Source organism: Enterococcus sp. AZ020, assembly GCF_050499205.1.
Taxonomy (GTDB): Bacteria; Bacillota; Bacilli; order Lactobacillales; family Enterococcaceae; genus Enterococcus_L; species Enterococcus_L dunnyi.
This window is the reverse complement of sequence record NZ_JBIPAT010000001.1, coordinates 1565086-1579887: the sequence shown is the minus strand read 5'-3', so window position 1 is coordinate 1579887 and position 14802 is coordinate 1565086. Positions and strand designations below refer to the sequence as shown.

Annotated in this window: 20 protein-coding genes and 2 pseudogenes; 18 read left to right on the top strand and 4 right to left on the bottom strand. The window is 34.2% G+C overall.

The window, feature by feature from the left end; genetic code table 11:
- Nucleotides 1-63 precede the first annotated feature (63 nt).
- The 8 genes and pseudogenes from IGI58_RS07680 (at nt 64) to IGI58_RS07645 (ending at nt 3322) form a co-directional block, all read left to right on the top strand.
- The gene (locus tag IGI58_RS07680) at nt 64-315 is read left to right on the top strand and encodes a zincin-like metallopeptidase toxin domain-containing protein (RefSeq protein ID WP_429953907.1); all 252 of its coding nucleotides are present in this window, start codon (nt 64-66) and stop codon (nt 313-315) included.
- An 11-nt stretch (nt 316-326) separates the two neighbouring features.
- Nucleotides 327-800 (top strand): hypothetical protein, encoded by a 474-nt coding sequence (locus tag IGI58_RS07675; RefSeq protein WP_429953908.1) that lies wholly within the window; start codon nt 327-329, stop codon nt 798-800.
- 247 nt (nt 801-1047) lie between these two features.
- Complete coding sequence (locus tag IGI58_RS07670; RefSeq protein WP_429953909.1) at nt 1048-1359, top strand: hypothetical protein; 312 nt, start codon at nt 1048-1050, stop codon at nt 1357-1359.
- A 39-nt stretch (nt 1360-1398) separates the two neighbouring features.
- The gene (locus IGI58_RS07665) at nt 1399-1773 is read left to right on the top strand and encodes a hypothetical protein (protein ID WP_429953910.1); all 375 of its coding nucleotides are present in this window, start codon (nt 1399-1401) and stop codon (nt 1771-1773) included.
- A complete protein-coding gene (locus IGI58_RS07660) occupies nt 1731-2036 on the top strand; it encodes a hypothetical protein (RefSeq protein ID WP_087641610.1) in 306 nt (101 codons plus the stop codon). The genes IGI58_RS07665 and IGI58_RS07660 overlap by 43 nt, the downstream gene beginning before the upstream one ends.
- Before the next feature lie 126 nt (nt 2037-2162).
- Nucleotides 2163-2402: pseudogene (locus IGI58_RS07655) on the top strand (SseB family protein); the annotation flags it as partial.
- Between the two features lie 3 nt (nt 2403-2405).
- On the top strand, nt 2406-2693 hold the full coding sequence (locus IGI58_RS07650) for an enhanced serine sensitivity protein SseB C-terminal domain-containing protein (RefSeq protein ID WP_429953912.1): 288 nt from the start codon (nt 2406-2408) through the stop codon (nt 2691-2693).
- A gap of 17 nt (nt 2694-2710) precedes the next feature.
- Nucleotides 2711-3322 (top strand): membrane lipoprotein lipid attachment site-containing protein, encoded by a 612-nt coding sequence (locus tag IGI58_RS07645; protein ID WP_429953913.1) that lies wholly within the window; start codon nt 2711-2713, stop codon nt 3320-3322.
- 446 nt (nt 3323-3768) lie between these two features.
- On the opposite strand, the gene IGI58_RS07640 is transcribed toward IGI58_RS07645, so the two are convergent.
- Nucleotides 3769-3978 carry a helix-turn-helix domain-containing protein gene (locus IGI58_RS07640; protein WP_429953914.1) on the bottom strand — a complete coding sequence of 70 codons (210 nt, stop codon included), beginning with the start codon at nt 3976-3978 and terminating at the stop codon, nt 3769-3771.
- 323 nt (nt 3979-4301) lie between these two features.
- Here IGI58_RS07640 and IGI58_RS07635 point away from each other — a divergent pair, with 323 nt between their 5' ends.
- The 10 genes and pseudogenes from IGI58_RS07635 (at nt 4302) to IGI58_RS07590 (ending at nt 12242) form a co-directional block, all read left to right on the top strand.
- Nucleotides 4302-4601 (top strand): hypothetical protein, encoded by a 300-nt coding sequence (locus tag IGI58_RS07635; RefSeq protein WP_429953915.1) that lies wholly within the window; start codon nt 4302-4304, stop codon nt 4599-4601.
- Nucleotides 4602-4721: 120 nt separating this feature from the next.
- Nucleotides 4722-7205: pseudogene (gene essC, locus IGI58_RS07630) on the top strand (type VII secretion protein EssC); the annotation flags it as partial.
- A gap of 71 nt (nt 7206-7276) precedes the next feature.
- Nucleotides 7277-7684: a hypothetical protein gene (locus IGI58_RS07625; protein ID WP_429953916.1), complete on the top strand. Its 408-nt coding sequence runs from the start codon at nt 7277-7279 to the stop codon at nt 7682-7684.
- Entirely contained in the window at nt 7662-7964 is a 303-nt protein-coding gene (locus tag IGI58_RS07620) for a WXG100 family type VII secretion target (protein ID WP_429953917.1), read from the top strand. Before IGI58_RS07625 ends, IGI58_RS07620 begins: the two co-directional genes overlap by 23 nt.
- A 2-nt stretch (nt 7965-7966) precedes the next feature.
- Nucleotides 7967-8647: a DUF5081 family protein gene (locus IGI58_RS07615; protein ID WP_429953918.1), complete on the top strand. Its 681-nt coding sequence runs from the start codon at nt 7967-7969 to the stop codon at nt 8645-8647.
- The gene (locus IGI58_RS07610) at nt 8640-8978 is read left to right on the top strand and encodes a hypothetical protein (protein ID WP_429953919.1); all 339 of its coding nucleotides are present in this window, start codon (nt 8640-8642) and stop codon (nt 8976-8978) included. Before IGI58_RS07615 ends, IGI58_RS07610 begins: the two co-directional genes overlap by 8 nt.
- Nucleotides 8978-10339: a hypothetical protein gene (locus IGI58_RS07605; protein ID WP_429953920.1), complete on the top strand. Its 1362-nt coding sequence runs from the start codon at nt 8978-8980 to the stop codon at nt 10337-10339. The genes IGI58_RS07610 and IGI58_RS07605 overlap by 1 nt, the downstream gene beginning before the upstream one ends.
- A 15-nt stretch (nt 10340-10354) precedes the next feature.
- Nucleotides 10355-10657, top strand: coding sequence for a hypothetical protein (locus tag IGI58_RS07600; protein WP_429953921.1), 303 nt, complete (start codon nt 10355-10357; stop codon nt 10655-10657).
- A gap of 489 nt (nt 10658-11146) precedes the next feature.
- Nucleotides 11147-11500: a hypothetical protein gene (locus tag IGI58_RS07595; RefSeq protein ID WP_429953922.1), complete on the top strand. Its 354-nt coding sequence runs from the start codon at nt 11147-11149 to the stop codon at nt 11498-11500.
- A 202-nt stretch (nt 11501-11702) separates the two neighbouring features.
- The gene (locus IGI58_RS07590) at nt 11703-12242 is read left to right on the top strand and encodes a hypothetical protein (RefSeq protein ID WP_429953923.1); all 540 of its coding nucleotides are present in this window, start codon (nt 11703-11705) and stop codon (nt 12240-12242) included.
- Between the two features lie 163 nt (nt 12243-12405).
- Here IGI58_RS07590 and IGI58_RS07585 read toward each other — a convergent pair whose 3' ends face one another.
- Genes IGI58_RS07585 through IGI58_RS07575 form a run of 3 tightly spaced genes read right to left on the bottom strand, consistent with a single transcriptional unit; the run spans nt 12406 to nt 14769 of the window.
- On the bottom strand, nt 12406-12552 hold the full coding sequence (locus IGI58_RS07585) for a helix-turn-helix domain-containing protein (RefSeq protein ID WP_429955344.1): 147 nt from the start codon (nt 12550-12552) through the stop codon (nt 12406-12408).
- A 42-nt stretch (nt 12553-12594) separates the two neighbouring features.
- On the bottom strand, nt 12595-14124 hold the full coding sequence (gene hcp / locus IGI58_RS07580; RefSeq protein ID WP_429953924.1) for a hydroxylamine reductase: 1530 nt from the start codon (nt 14122-14124) through the stop codon (nt 12595-12597).
- 60 nt (nt 14125-14184) lie between these two features.
- Nucleotides 14185-14769, bottom strand: a complete 585-nt coding sequence (locus IGI58_RS07575; RefSeq protein WP_429953925.1) for a Crp/Fnr family transcriptional regulator — start codon at nt 14767-14769, stop codon at nt 14185-14187.
- Nucleotides 14770-14802: the final 33 nt, after the last annotated feature.

Genomic DNA, 14802 nt, shown 5'->3' with positions numbered 1-14802 from the left:
TGCAAAATAAGCAATAATATTTTACTAGATAGCATCGTTATAAAATAAGATAATAAGTAAATTGTGCGATTAAAAAATCTCATTACTGGAGAAATAATTCTTCCAAAGAACCCAACTCAAATAGCGCTACATCACGAAGGGTTTCATGCTGGACAATGGTTAGATATTGGACAAGATGCCTATACTAAATTAAGTACTCTACAAAGAGAAGAATATGTTTTTGAACAAATAATGAAAAATCAACACTTGTTTGATGATCGCTCGATTATTCATTCCATAGAATATATAGAACACCTAAGACTCAAATTCAAATAGGAGGTGTCTTGATGGAAAGTCATAAAAGAACAACGGAAGAATTAGAACAACTAATAAAAAAAACTACTGAAGAATTTCCAATACACTACAGAAAAATTAACGAAATAACAATAGAACCGACTTTAACTCCAGAACAAGCAATACAAATTGCAAAAGAGTATCATAAAAAAACTTTCACTGATCCAGAAAAACTGAATGGAACAGTCAATGAAGTGGTAGACAATTTATTTTTTGATGAAGCATATACATTTAAGATATATCCAAATAATCATGACAATGATGATGTTCGCCCAGCTTGGAGGGTCACCGTAGACTTACCTGAAAATCCATTTCTTATGGATGACTATACACTTATCGTATCCGATAGAGACAAGAAAGTAATGGGTATGCTTGGCCCAAATGGTCATCCTGTATATGAGGGTAATGAATTTACTGATGAAGACATTGAATATATTATGAATGAAGACGAACCTGAAGAAGAGTAACTACTTTATCATACAAGCTATTCCTCAATTAATAAGTAGATTAGCTAATGTATAATAAAATTTAAGTCTAGTGAAGAAAAAATTCACTTGGCTTTTTTTCTGAAGGGCAACTACTACAAATAATCCTAGCACAAAAGACTTATCTTACGCGGATTACCAAAAAGCTGCTCTTTACTCCGGTGCCTTTGAGTATGAATCAATATCCGATAAACAGCATAAAAAAGAATTTTGGTTCAATATGGCCGCTTTGGCAACGACAGTAATCGTTGGATTCGTTTTTCCACCAGCAGGTATGGTTTTAGGCGCTGCATTTGGTGGCTATGAAATGCTTAATGCCGCAGTTGAGAAGGATTTATTAAGCGGGCGTGAACTTGGCACTGGTGAGCGTTTGTTCCGATTTGGCGCTGGAGCTCTAGGTGTGTTTGGTGGTGTGAGAGGTCTACGCTCATTTAGTAATAACATCAACATGGTAACTGGTTCATCATCTTCGAAAATGGAACATGTTGTTAAGATGATGCAGAATAGTGGTAGAAGTAATTACAAAAATATTATGACCTAAGCTAAGAATCTTCAAACTGCACAAGCACTCCTAAATGAGATGCCTGATCCTTATTTGAAAGAAAATAATGTCCCAAGAGAATTTAGAAAACAGGTTTTAGATTCCTTTAAGCCTGGAACTATAACATTAGAAACAGCAGGACCAGACACTTATGGGTTAAGATTCTATGGTGGAGGAGCTCAACCAAAAGGTCGTTATCTATTTGAAACATTTACTGATGCTATTAATAGAGAAAATTTAGCATTACCAGCAAATTGGAATTCAATGGAAGGCATTGCTCAATTCCAAGTAAAAGAAGGAACACAATTTATAGCTGGTACTGTAGGTCCACAGTTCGAAGAAGGAGCACGATTTATAGGGGGAGCAAAACAATGGTATATTCCGAATCTAGACAATTTAGTGCAGATCAAGTAAGACTAAAAAATGAAGGCAAGAGGTTGTTAAATGAACTAGACCAAAGACTTAATATATCTGATGCCGTTCAGAAAAAACAATTAGAACTAATTTACTCAGAAATTAGCTCAATGATTAATTCTATCGAAAATCAAGAAACTAAAAAAATTATAGCTTCTTATCCTCACTTCATAGCAGATACTTGGGATTATTCAGATGAGTTAGGAATTAGGTTATTGAATTTTAAAGATACGTACAATAAATTAATGAGAAAAAGGACTTAACTATGACTGAATCAGAAAATAAGAATATCTTGAAGTATATGGAATTAATCAAATCAGAGCAAGCTACTTTAGAAATTTAAAAAAAAATTTTTTTGAAGAACTAAAAAAACAAATCTATACTGTGCTATTTTTGAAAATACTTCTAGGGGAAATAGTTCAAAAATTAGTTTTCTTCAAATAAAAAATGAAAAAAATGAAATATTTTTACCACTTTTTACAACAATAGACTTATTAACCTTATTCAGTCAAGACAATAATGTTCATCCAACACCTATATCTTTTGAACAATGGTGCAACCTATATGCGAAATTAGAATGTACTGGGATAGCTATAAACCCAGACCAACAGAACATTGTTCTGAACGCAGACTTGATAGAAAAATTAAACTCTTCAAACAATAACGAAGTAATAATTGGAGAACCAAAAGAATACCCATCAAAAATGGTAAACTCATTAATAAAATACTTTAAAACTGATAAAAATATTACTATCAACGGAAATTTAGGTGCAGGTGCTAAAGCAGGTGCAAGTGCAGATTTTGATAAACATAAACAAGAAATTAGTGTAGAAGGAGGCATGGGGATTACAGGAAAATTAAATGGAAAAATTGAAGATCAAGATTTTAAAACGGAAACAACTAAAGATTTTGCGTTTTAACAATTTGGAGGGCTTTCATGAAAAAAGTAATTTTGTTACTAAGCGGGCTATTTATATTGACTGCATGTCAAAATGATAAAGACACTACTGATACTACATGGGATAGTTTTGTAGAAAAATATCAAAAAAAAGAGGACAATATGACTGAAAATATCAAAAAAATAAATCTAGAAGAATATAGTTTTTTAATACCAAAAGTATATGATGCATCTCTTGTAAAAGATTCAAAGAATATGGAAAAATATTTATTTGATAAAAAAGAATTAGATATACATGACTCCCCTGTACCGACTGTTTTATATGGTGGAATCTATAATTCGGATGAAAATATATTTATCACATTAATGTATCTTGTTAATAATACTGACAGAGAGATTGAAGACATCTCTTTTAACTATGATTTAGATCTGACAACTATAGGGGGAGAAAACGAGGGTAATTTTCCCTACAGCTACAAAGAGATCAGTTCAGAATCTATCCCTTCAAAAACTGTGGTTCCTATCTTCTTAGGGGCTAAAAATGTAAACCTAACTAACAAAAAAACAGTATACTCAGGTGAAGATATGAGTAATATAGAAGTTAGTAATATGACCATCCATTACAAAGATGGCACTACAGAAATCAATTAAGGAGGCAAAAAATTGTTTATTGATCCTATTAAAGGATACTATCTAGAAAAAACAATAAAATATACTATATTTTTTCAAGTTTTAACTACTATATATATTTTTGTAAAGACGATAATTACCAAACACAGCTCAATCATATACCATAATGTATCAATGAACATATATTTATATTTAATAGTCATAGTTTTGCAATGTATCTTTAGTCTCTATTTATTAAACTCTCAAGGAAAAAATCCAAAACATTGGAAAGCGTGGGTTCTATTACTATCAACCATTTGTTTAGGTTCATATAATATCAAAAAGTATAGCCAATCAGTGGAAATAGATTTAATAGGTATTTTATTAATAATTTCTTATATATGTGTTATATTTACAACTTATACTTATTTAAAGAAATTTAAAAAAGAGAAAGACACCTTTTAAAATATGGTGTCTTTCTCTTTAGATTAATTTTCTCCCGAAACAAACTCCATAATATCCCCCGGCTGACAATCAAGAGCCACACAAATCCTCTCAATAACATCCATCGACACTTTTTCATTAGCTGAAATTTTTGCCAGAGTCGCTGTTCCTATCCCTATCTCTTTTCTTAATTGTGTCTTAGTCATTCCCTTATCAATCAATAGTTTCCATAAACGATTATATATAATTGGCATTTGCTTTACCTCCTACTAATTATGACCTTAGTATAGATTGTTGATATTCTATAGTCAATACAAAATGTTCGTTTATACGAATAAATAATTCCTAAATCAGAATAAAACCATTGTCTAAACATTCTATTTATGATACTATATATTCATTAAAGCGAATATTAAATTCTTTTTCACGAATAAAAAGGAGGTCGGAGATCAAACAAAAAGAAGCAGAGCTTTAATAAACAAGAAATGAATTTCTTAAATTAAAAACTCTACCCCAGACAAGTTGAGTATATCATACATTTAAGAAATTCTCCAAAAAAATTTGAAGGAGAATCACCATGAATAAAATACAATCAGTAAATCTTAAAAACGACAAAAAACAACCAATCAAGAGCATCAGCCATCAAGATATTTACTCACTACACGATCTTTTAGAACAACTCAACTCTTGGCAAAATGCTTTAAATCTACTAAATGACTTTTTTAGCGACAAACAGCGACCAGTCAATAAGAAAAAGATTGCCAGTGATTATTATGCTTGTTCCCAAATCTTCTCTTCATTTCATAACGACTTTTCACAGACACTACCAAAGATAAAGAAACAAATTGATGAATTAAGGCAGAAAGAAAAAATTTAATACGTAATGATTCACAGAGTAAAAAATTACTATTTATTAGTACTTTTTACTCTTTTCTTTTTAAGCTAAATATTATTGTATCTTTATGTTAAATTTAAAGAGATTACCTTTAAGTAGACAGACGACATCGTTTATCTGAACCTCCATGAAAAAGCCCACGGTCCCCATGGCCTTGTCGCCGGTACCACTGGTTCAGGGAAATCAGAGATCGTGCAGAGCTATATCTTGAGTTTAGCGGTGAACTTCCACCCATATGATGTCGCGTTCCTACTGATCGACTACAAAGGTGGAGGAATGGCGAACCTATTCCGGAATCTGCCGCACTTACTGGGCAGTATCACCAACTTGGACGGCGCTCAAAGTATGCGTGCCTTGATTTCCATCAATGCCGAGCTAAAACGTCGTCAGCGCCTTTTCTCAGAGAATAATGTCAACCATATCAATCAGTACCAAAAATTATACAAAAACGGCGATGTAGACGAACCAATGCCTCACCTCTTCCTGATTTCGGATGAGTTCGCCGAGTTAAAAGCAGAACAACCGGAATTTATGAAAGAGCTTGTCTCCACTGCCCGTATCGGACGTTCCCTAGGGATCCACTTGATCTTGGCAACGCAAAAACCAAGCGGTGTCGTGAATGACCAAATCTGGAGTAACTCGAAATTCAAGCTTGCCTTGAAAGTGGCGGATCGTGCCGACAGTATGGAAATGCTGAAAACACCCGATGCCGCAGAGATCACTCAAGCTGGTCGTGCGTATCTACAAGTCGGAAACAATGAGATTTATGAATTGTTCCAAAGTGCATGGAGTGGGGCGGATTATCAACCGGACAAAGATGAACAACAAATCGAAGATCACACGATTTACCTTGTAAATGATCTCGGTCAGTATGAAATTTTAAGTGAAGATTTAAGTGGGTTAGAAAATGCGGATGACGTGAAACAGATTCCAACCGAATTAGATGCGATCATTGATGGGATCCACGAAGTAGCGGAACGTGAGAATATCACACCTCTTCCTCGTCCTTGGTTACCGCCATTGGAAGAGCGGATCATTGCGACTGCTTTGCATCCTATAAACTTTAAAGAAGAATGGCAGACAGAGAAACAGCCGCTTGAACCTGTTTTGGGTGTGGTGGATGTGCCGAGTATGCAGGCGCAGGAAACCTTACGCTTGAATATGACGCAAGAAGGGCATATGACGGTCTTTAGTAGTCCAGGATATGGAAAGAGTACGTTTATGCAGACGGTGGTCATGGACTTGGCTCGTGTGCATAATCCGGAAAGACTAAATGTATACTTGCTTGATTTCGGAACAAACGGATTACTTCCATTAAAGAAATTACCGCATGTAGCTGATACGATGAGTATTGATGAAGAAGAGAAAATCGAGAAATTTGCTCGTCGGATCAATGATGAATTGAAACGTCGGAAGAAATTATTGAGTGAGTATTCTGTCGCTAGTTTGGAAATGTATGAACGTGCGAGTGGTAAGGAAGAACCGATCATTCTTATCTTGTTAGATGGATTTGAAGGCATGAAAGGTGCCAAGTTTGAGGAAATTCTTGAGAAAGTCATTACTCAAGTTGCTCGTGAAGGTGCTGGGATCGGGATTCACCTACTATTATCTGCTGGTCGCCAAAATTCAATGCGGATGACTCTATCAAGTAATATCAAGACACAGATTGTGTTGAAGATGATCGATGATTCTGAGCCTAGAGCGATCGTTGGACGGACAACCTTAACGATCGATGACTTGCCTGGGCGTGGATTGATCAAGTTGGAAGAACCAGAGTTGTTCCAGACTGCGTTACCAGCTGAGGGTGAAGATACACTGCAAATTATTGAAGCGATCCAAGAAGAAGTGGCGCAGATGGATCAACATTGGACTGGGGCAAGACCAGAACCGATTCCGATGGTACCGGAAATTCTTGATTTTGAAAGCTTTAAACGGAAAAGATCAGTTCAGTACGCAATGGGCAATCAATTAATTCCTTTGGGTGTGGATTACGAAGAAGTAGAAGCTGTACCGGTTGATTTATCCAAAATGAAACACTTGGTTGCTTTTAGTGATCGGGAAGAATCATTGACATTATTACAAAAGCAAATGATTTTTACTGTAGCTCAAATGGATGATGTCAAATTATTGACTATTGATACTGAAGGCGGATTAAATCAGCACCAAGAAAGAATCTCGACCTATGTATCTGGGGAACAAGTAGGACAATTTGCAGAAATGTTATTAGGCGAAATTGACCGTAGACAAGAAAATGGAAATACAGATTCGTGGGTCATATTGATTGATAATATGGCGAATTTCGTTAAGGATTCAGGAATTAAAGATGATGAATTTATTTCTATCTATGAACGTGCACCAAAAGTCGGCATTCACTTGGTAATGTATTCATATTTGAATTTCTTAACTGGCTACGAAGCAATTCCAAAGTATATAAAGACCAATACAAAACAAGCAATTTTAGGATTACGAAAAGCCGATCAAACATTGTTTGAGAAACCATATCAAGCAAATGAACCTTTACTTGAAGTAGATGAAGCTTATTTCTACACAAACAACGTTTATTATAAGATGAAATGTTGTCGCTAATAAAACATGACTTGGGGAACTAAAGTTTATTATTTTAGTTCCTCTCACAAATAAAAACAAGGAGTTTTACCATGGCATTTCAAACTGAATTTTATAGAGCACAGCGAGATAATTATAAACAGTTGGCTACAGAACTAAAATCACTTCTGTCTAACCACCAGAAAAAATCAAAGAGCGCGTCGACTATATTAAAAAATTACAAGTCGCAAGCCCCTGAGATGTCAGCTAGTGATTTACCTTCTAAACACTATGTAACTTCAGCAAAATCAATCGCTGCAAACTTACAGTCTTACATTAATAAGGTAAAGCAAAACCATGAAAGTTTGTCGCAGGCTCAACAAAGAGCTAGTCAAGTAGCTCAAGAATACGCTGAAAAATACGAAGCTGAAAAACAAAGAGAGAAAGAGTATAACGATGCAGTACGAGCCGAAAAGAAACGAAGAGAGGATGAAGAACGTGAGCGACGTAAAAATAGATGATGCCAAATTAGCTGATGCAATAACAAAAGCTACTCTAATTCAAGAAAAAGTCGGTGAAGCATTACAAAAAGCCCAATTTGTCAACAACAAATTGCACGGAGGCGCTGTTTGGTCGGGTGAAGCCAAAGATTCTTGTGCAGCTTATTTAGATATCGTAGTTAAATATCATAAAGATATTGAAAAAAACTTGAAAAAGCATGAGAAAGTTTTGAAAGATTTGAAAAAAAGTATTAAAAATTTTGAAGCTTCTGGCGAAGTTCAAGCTGTTAAAGGACTTTAATTATGACGACAATAAAAACAAAAGAAAGTTTCACACCTGAAGAATTATTTATTTTGCTTCAATCAATAGATAAACGCTTATTAGTTGGATGTCCTGAAATTCAAGACTGTTCTTTTACTCCAACTGAATCTAGTAAAAAAGCGGAAAAGTTACTAAAGGAAAAAAGCATCATTGATTCAGATACTAATTTGACTAAGCATGGCGCTGATGTTATTCGTTTTTTGGAATTATACAGTACAAATAAAAAATATATTTTCGTCAATAGTTGTTTTATGACCTTCTATGATGATAAAGGCCTTGGCATTATAAAAAGTGATGATAGTTATCTATTCACACAATTCACAAGACAACAATTTTTAGAGGAAGTCTATTTAACAAACGAACTTTTAAGAGGAGAAACTGGGATCAAAAAAGTAGTTCATGATGAAATAATCAATCATAAAGAAAAAGATGCTTTAATAGATGCCGTCGAGTCTCAGATTCTTTCTGTTGGAGAAATAACAGTCCAAGAAGATAAAATCAAAAACGTAAAAGAATGGTTATTCTTTGTAAAAAATGACCAATTAGTTGAAATAGACGTAGCGACGAAGAAAATTTATCACACTAGTCAGGAGCTATTAAATAAACGAGTGGTTGATACATTAGGTATCGCCTATGAGAAAGGAAGAGGTTGGTTTGACTAAAACACAAGTCAGCGCAGACGAAATGTCTGATCTAGCTACATTACTTCGTGCAACGGAATCTATATTAGACGAAGCCGTAACAGCCGCAACAGAGCTCCAACAAACAGGTTTTTACGAATCTGGTATGGCATTGGATAAATTTGCAATCTATCCTATGGCGTTTCTAAAAATCAGCGATTTAGTCCAACATTATGCACGTATGGCTTCATTGATAGACTTCACTGCTAATGAATTTAAAGATACGGATAATTATATTGCGAGTAAAGTTGCTCAAAATGCTTTAAATAGTAAGAACAATAGTCAGAAAGCGAAAGGAGGGACGATTTATTAATGAGCAAAGTAAACTGTGTTCAAGCAGATTGGCAACAGGATGTTAGTGCAATTGCTGGTTTAAATGCTGGAGGTGGTGCGGCAGATTCTATCGCTACACTGATTCAAGATAGCTTTGATATCATTACTGATGCAGAAGACACCATCAGTAGATTAGATGTAGACGGTGAGATTACTTCTGTTTTTGATACAGCGTCTGTTGGTAAATATCAGGTAGGTTCTTTCCCTGCATTGACAGAAATCTTACACAAATATTCTAAAAATGCTCCCTCAGCTATTAGAAATGACATTGATCTCCCTTTCAATGCGAAGTTAGATTCTTTCTTAGGTGCGATGAGCAATGTAGACATCAAAAGCTATAGCACAGCTGCCACCGGATCTTTAGCAAAATCTGGTGATTTTACGACTGGAAATGCTGGTGTGGTAACCTTAAAAGATTTACTCGAGCCTTCTACTCCATTAGGAAAACAATTAAAGCGTGAATATATCGAATTCAAAAATCAAATCGGTGATGATTTCACCTATGATGATTATCAAATGATGGTCATGAATCTTGCCAGTTATAATTATGATTCATTTTTGGAAGCTTTAGCTAAAGGCTCGGCAGCATTTGCCTTAACAGTTGCAGTCACAAGTATTCCTGTAATTGGTCCAATTATTTCTTTTGGTATGTCTGGTGTAGGTGCGCTGGAAGGAATTTGGGGAGCTTCGACTGGAAATAGCCTTTTGACAGGGAAAAAATTAACAAGTGAAGAAAGAGTGTTATCTGGCATATTTGGTGCAATGAACCTAGCTTTTGCTGGGCTTACAGCTTATAATAGTTTCTTGAAGGGTAAAGTTACAAATCCCTTTAAAGGCAGTAAAAATCCCAGAGTAATTTCTAAATATGATGACATTTACAATTATCAGTATAATAGCTTCGATAATCCTGGTCCGTTAGCTGATATGCGCGGGAAGCCTATTAAAAATTTTTACGGCGGCAGATATAATCGAAATGTCGCTACAGAAGAATTTTATCTATATAGAGGTGGGGAGAGCGGTGGGCTTACCGTTCCTGGTAATGAAAAAAATGGATTTGGACAATGGTTTACATCACAACCACCAGAATCGGTTGCGAAGGTCCGTATTGATACTGCAGTAAAGCCACAATGGATTAATCCCAAGACAGGTGTTTTGGAAGGTCAATCTACAGTCAATGCAGTGTACAAAGTTAAAATTCCAAAAGGTACAGTATATTATGAAGGTCCAGTAGGATTACAGGACGGGCTTTATTCTGGAGGGTTAGATCAAACACAAATTTTTGTGTCTGAACCATGGAAAATTAAAGGTGTGAAAATTGTTAGTGAATCTAAATTAAAATAAAAGAGGTTAATGAATATGGATAAAATCAGCATTTTAAAAACACAATATCAGGTTCTACTGGAGAGCTTGATTCTCTACGGAGACGCTTCTAACAACCCCCAAATATCAACTATCAAATTAATTTTGGATAAATTGGATAAATGTAATGATATCGATTATTTAGAAGAAATACGAAAACTTAATGATTCTTTATATCCACCTAGAGGAGGTTTAGGAGAATTTTATATTTGGGATAATGATTATGATAAAAGGATATTAATAAATGAGCCTATCGATAAAGCCAAAGACATAACATGGGATATTTTAAATACAAATTAATAAAAAATTAGTATGATATTACGTTGCCTTTCTTAGTGACAGAATATTGAATTCAATCCGCGTAGTGATGAACTTACAAACAATTTCAAAATCTCTTCAATTAATTGAAAAAAATTCTTATTAAACTATTAATCAGAGAAGTTAATTTATCAAAAAAGATTCACCTAAGATTTTTATGGAAATCTCTAGTTCCTGAGTATAGCTTCTAAAACTCTAACAATTTTACGAATAGGTAGAATTTTAGAAGCAACTAGTAATGTATTTAAAAGATTACTCATTCTTTTGACCAATCTAGTATAAAATAAAAGCATATATAAAATCTTAAATGATTTATATTAATTATTTGGATCAGAATTCAAAGTGCACGGATTCTAATGAGCTGGTATTATGTGAATTGAGTGAAATGTATTGTCTTGAAAGTTAAGGTTATTGGGTTCTTGGTGGATATACTGTAACGAATGTATTTAAATAAAGAAAGGTGAAAACTTTATGGAAGAAATATACCCAGGTGATGGATTTGCAATTGTAAAAAAGGAAAACAATTATACGATAGAATGGCCCCAAGGTCCATTTGATCAGATAGCTTCCTACCCGATAACAAAAGAACTTGCAGACAAAGCTTTTAAATCTTCTCAAGATGCATACGAAGTAATGATTTTTGCTGAAACAGGTATGTGGCCTGTTAAAAACAATGAGTATGAAGAAAAGGAGAATGTGAAAGACTTTATAAGGAAATTTCCAGAGCTATTAATCCAAGTTCTAGATAATAAAGATTTATTTACAGAAGACGAATTAAAAGTATTGCTTCCTTTAGCAGAAAAAAATCTATCTGAAAATAACTAAAAAATAAATTATTAGATTAAATTGTATACAAAGTTCAAAAAAAGGATGTTTACAATCTGAGTGTATTTATCACATATAATATTCCTTTATATTTTTTACGAAAAAGAAGTTTACTCATTTATGTTAAACTAATTTAATATAGAGTTCTTTTCTTATTGTGAATATTTCTTATCAATGTATTATTTCATGGGGTGTGAGCGTTTTGAAAAATTTGACTTACAGCAGCAAAATAATTTCTTGGAACTGTGGTAGATGTACAAATAAGATAGAACTAAGTGACATATTCTTTGCATCATATAACGAGAAAACTAAACTTATTTATGCAGAAACTGAGCAAAATTTTATTAAACAAGGCGTTCTCTATTTTGATTTAGATGGAAATACCGTAATGAATTACAATTTTGAAACGGGTGAAATTAATTGGATGCATCATGAAATTTCTAATCATCTCAAATTTGACGAATTAATTCAAGTTGGGTATTTCCCTTTAAAAAATTTACTTTTAATTATGTTAAACAAGTCAAAAAGGGACGTCATTGCATTAGACTTAGATGGGGAATATTTGTATGAAGTGGAAAAACCAATTGATTTTGAAATGTTATATTTTCAAGAATTCCCTGATTATATCGCAATTGTGTGTGAAGGAAATAAAAACCAAGAAGATAAATATGGTAGAAATAGATTCAATTTCAAGTTGAATCAGGATACTGGTATTTTAGATAAAGAAGACTTAGCTTATTAATTCACACCTTACTTTATAAATATAAAATTACTGGAAAAAAATGGTATACTAACTAGATTTTACTTGGATTAGTATACCATTTCTGTTTTATTTATGAACTAATTAAATATTGTAAATAGAAGTTACAATTTGATTCAACAATCACATTGAAGTAGCTGTATCTTTATTCCACCGAAACAAACTCCATAATATCCCCCGGCTGACAATCAAGAGCCACACAAATCCTCTCAATAACATCCATCGACACTTTTTCATTTGCTGAAACTTTGCTAAAGTCGCTGTCCCTATTCCTATCTCTTTTCTTAACTATGTCTTAGTGATTCCTTATCTATCTATACTAAAAACACACGAATTAAGCTTCTAAACCAAATATTTCTAAATCATCACTCACATTCGTCATAGGCGCCAGATCAAACGTCTCCACTAAGTAATCAATAACTGTTTCTGTCATATATCCTGGCAAGGTAGGACCTAAGTGGATATTTTTAATCCCCAGATGTAGAAGAGCTAGCAGAACAATGACCGCTTTTTGTTCATACCAAGCAATATTATATACAATAGGCAAATCGTTGATATTTGCTAATTCAAACACTTCCTGTAATTTTAATGCAATCAGTGCTAAAGAATAGGCGTCATTACATTGTCCTGCATCTAATACCCTAGGAATACCATCGATATCTCCTAATCCTAATTTGATGTAGCGATATTTTGCACAACCAGCTGTCAAAATGACCGTATCTTTTGGTAACTCTTCTGCAAATTCTGTGTAGTATGAACGCGTCATTTGACGGCCATCACAGCCTGCCATGACAACAAATTTTTTAATTTTACCTGCTCTTACAGCAGCAACAATTTGATCCTTCAACGCAAATACTTGATTATGGGCAAAGCCGCCTATGATACTTCCAGTTTCAATTTCAACAGGCTTTGTACAGGTCAATGCTTGGTCGATCATAGCCGAAAAATCCTTTTTCCCTTCTACAGAATCAATGTGCTGCACACCATCATAGCCAACGACTCCAGTTGTATAAATACGATTTTTGTACGCAGCTTTAACTGGTACAATGCAATTTGTCGTCATTAAAATCGGACCATTGAAGCTGTCAAATTCTTCCCTTTGCTTCCACCAAGCACCTCCATAGTTTCCTTTAAAATGCTCGTATGCTTGAAATTTAGGATAGTAATGAGCAGGCAGCATCTCACTATGTGTATAAATATCGATGCCTTTCCCTTCGCTTTGATCCAGCAGTTCTTCTAAATCATGTAGATCATGACCAGAAACTAAAATACCGGGACGATCGCCCACGCCCAGCTCTACTTCTGTTATATGAGGGTGACCATATGTTTTTGTATTAGCATGATCTAATAGCGCCATCGCTTTGACACCAAATTCGCCTACTTGATTGATGAGTGCTAAATATTCTTCCATCGTTTTTTGTTCTAGTATTTCATATAACGTATTCGTTAGAAAATCAAAAATCGCCTGATCTTCAAAGCCTAATACATATGCATGATGCAAGTAAGCACTCATTCCCTTCAGTCCAAATAGGACAAGAGCTCTTAACGAACGTAGATCTTCATTTTCTGAATATTGAAAACTTCCTTCTTGCACTAAAGTAGCGACTGGTTTTCCAGTATAGGTTTTTGAAATAGCTTTTTCAATATCTTGTTTTGAAAAGTTAGCATTCGTGATGGTCATAAATAAATTTTCCATCACTTGTATTTGCATTGCATGCGTTGGGTCGTCAGATGCGTATTGACTTGCTCTTATCAGCCCGTCTTGTAAATTGGACACTTCTGGACTCTTTCCGCATACTCCTTGTTTGATGCATCCTGTGTTATTGAACGTTTCCTGACATTGAAAACAGAACATGTTCTCCATATGTATACTCCTTTTTAGATTTATAATAGGCTTTAAAACAACAAAAAACGGTAATCTAGATTACCGTTTTAAGATTAATTTTCCATGTTCCCCAATTTCAATCAGCTCTTTGTCTACCATTTGATAGATTGCTTTTGACAATGCAGGTCGACTGACACCTAAATAGTCAGCTAACTCATAACGTTTTAATTCGACACTTTGATGCTTCTCCAGATATTCTAAAATTTTATCCTGTAAGCTATCTTTCAACAATAGTTGTAGCTTTTGTGAAAGTTTAAATGCTTTGCTCGCTAATATTTTATTCATGTTATATGAAAATTGTGGAAACTGTACCAGATATTGTTTGGGGATACACATGATTTTTGCTTCTTTCGCAGCGACTGCGTAATATGTATATGGCATTTCATTATATAAATAGACTTCTCCAAAACAATCATTGATTTCTGAAATGATCGTTACAATTGTGCGGTGCCCTTCTAACGAAGTATCGCAGATATACACCTCCCCTTTTAATAAAAGATACAAAAATTCTGGTTTGTCACCAATGTCAAAAATTGTTTCATTTTCACTAAAGATACGTTCTACTGCATGCTTTTTTATCAGTTTCAATTCTTTTGGGCTTAAATTATCTAATGCACAGATCAAATAATCACTTCCTTTTCCATAATAGTAGCACAC

Coding starts and splice junctions, on each gene's coding strand:
- IGI58_RS07675 (WP_429953908.1), top strand. CDS start 327: ATGGAAAGTCATAAAAGAACAACGGAAGAATTAGAACAACTAATAAAA.
- IGI58_RS07665 (WP_429953910.1), top strand. CDS start 1,399: ATGCCTGATCCTTATTTGAAAGAAAATAATGTCCCAAGAGAATTTAGA.
- IGI58_RS07660 (WP_087641610.1), top strand. CDS start 1,731: ATGGTATATTCCGAATCTAGACAATTTAGTGCAGATCAAGTAAGACTA.
- IGI58_RS07645 (WP_429953913.1), top strand. CDS start 2,711: ATGAAAAAAGTAATTTTGTTACTAAGCGGGCTATTTATATTGACTGCA.
- IGI58_RS07640 (WP_429953914.1), bottom strand. CDS start 3,978: ATGCCAATTATATATAATCGTTTATGGAAACTATTGATTGATAAGGGA.
- IGI58_RS07635 (WP_429953915.1), top strand. CDS start 4,302: ATGAATAAAATACAATCAGTAAATCTTAAAAACGACAAAAAACAACCA.
- IGI58_RS07625 (WP_429953916.1), top strand. CDS start 7,277: ATGGCATTTCAAACTGAATTTTATAGAGCACAGCGAGATAATTATAAA.
- IGI58_RS07615 (WP_429953918.1), top strand. CDS start 7,967: ATGACGACAATAAAAACAAAAGAAAGTTTCACACCTGAAGAATTATTT.
- IGI58_RS07605 (WP_429953920.1), top strand. CDS start 8,978: ATGAGCAAAGTAAACTGTGTTCAAGCAGATTGGCAACAGGATGTTAGT.
- IGI58_RS07600 (WP_429953921.1), top strand. CDS start 10,355: ATGGATAAAATCAGCATTTTAAAAACACAATATCAGGTTCTACTGGAG.
- IGI58_RS07595 (WP_429953922.1), top strand. CDS start 11,147: ATGGAAGAAATATACCCAGGTGATGGATTTGCAATTGTAAAAAAGGAA.
- hcp (WP_429953924.1), bottom strand. CDS start 14,124: ATGGAGAACATGTTCTGTTTTCAATGTCAGGAAACGTTCAATAACACA.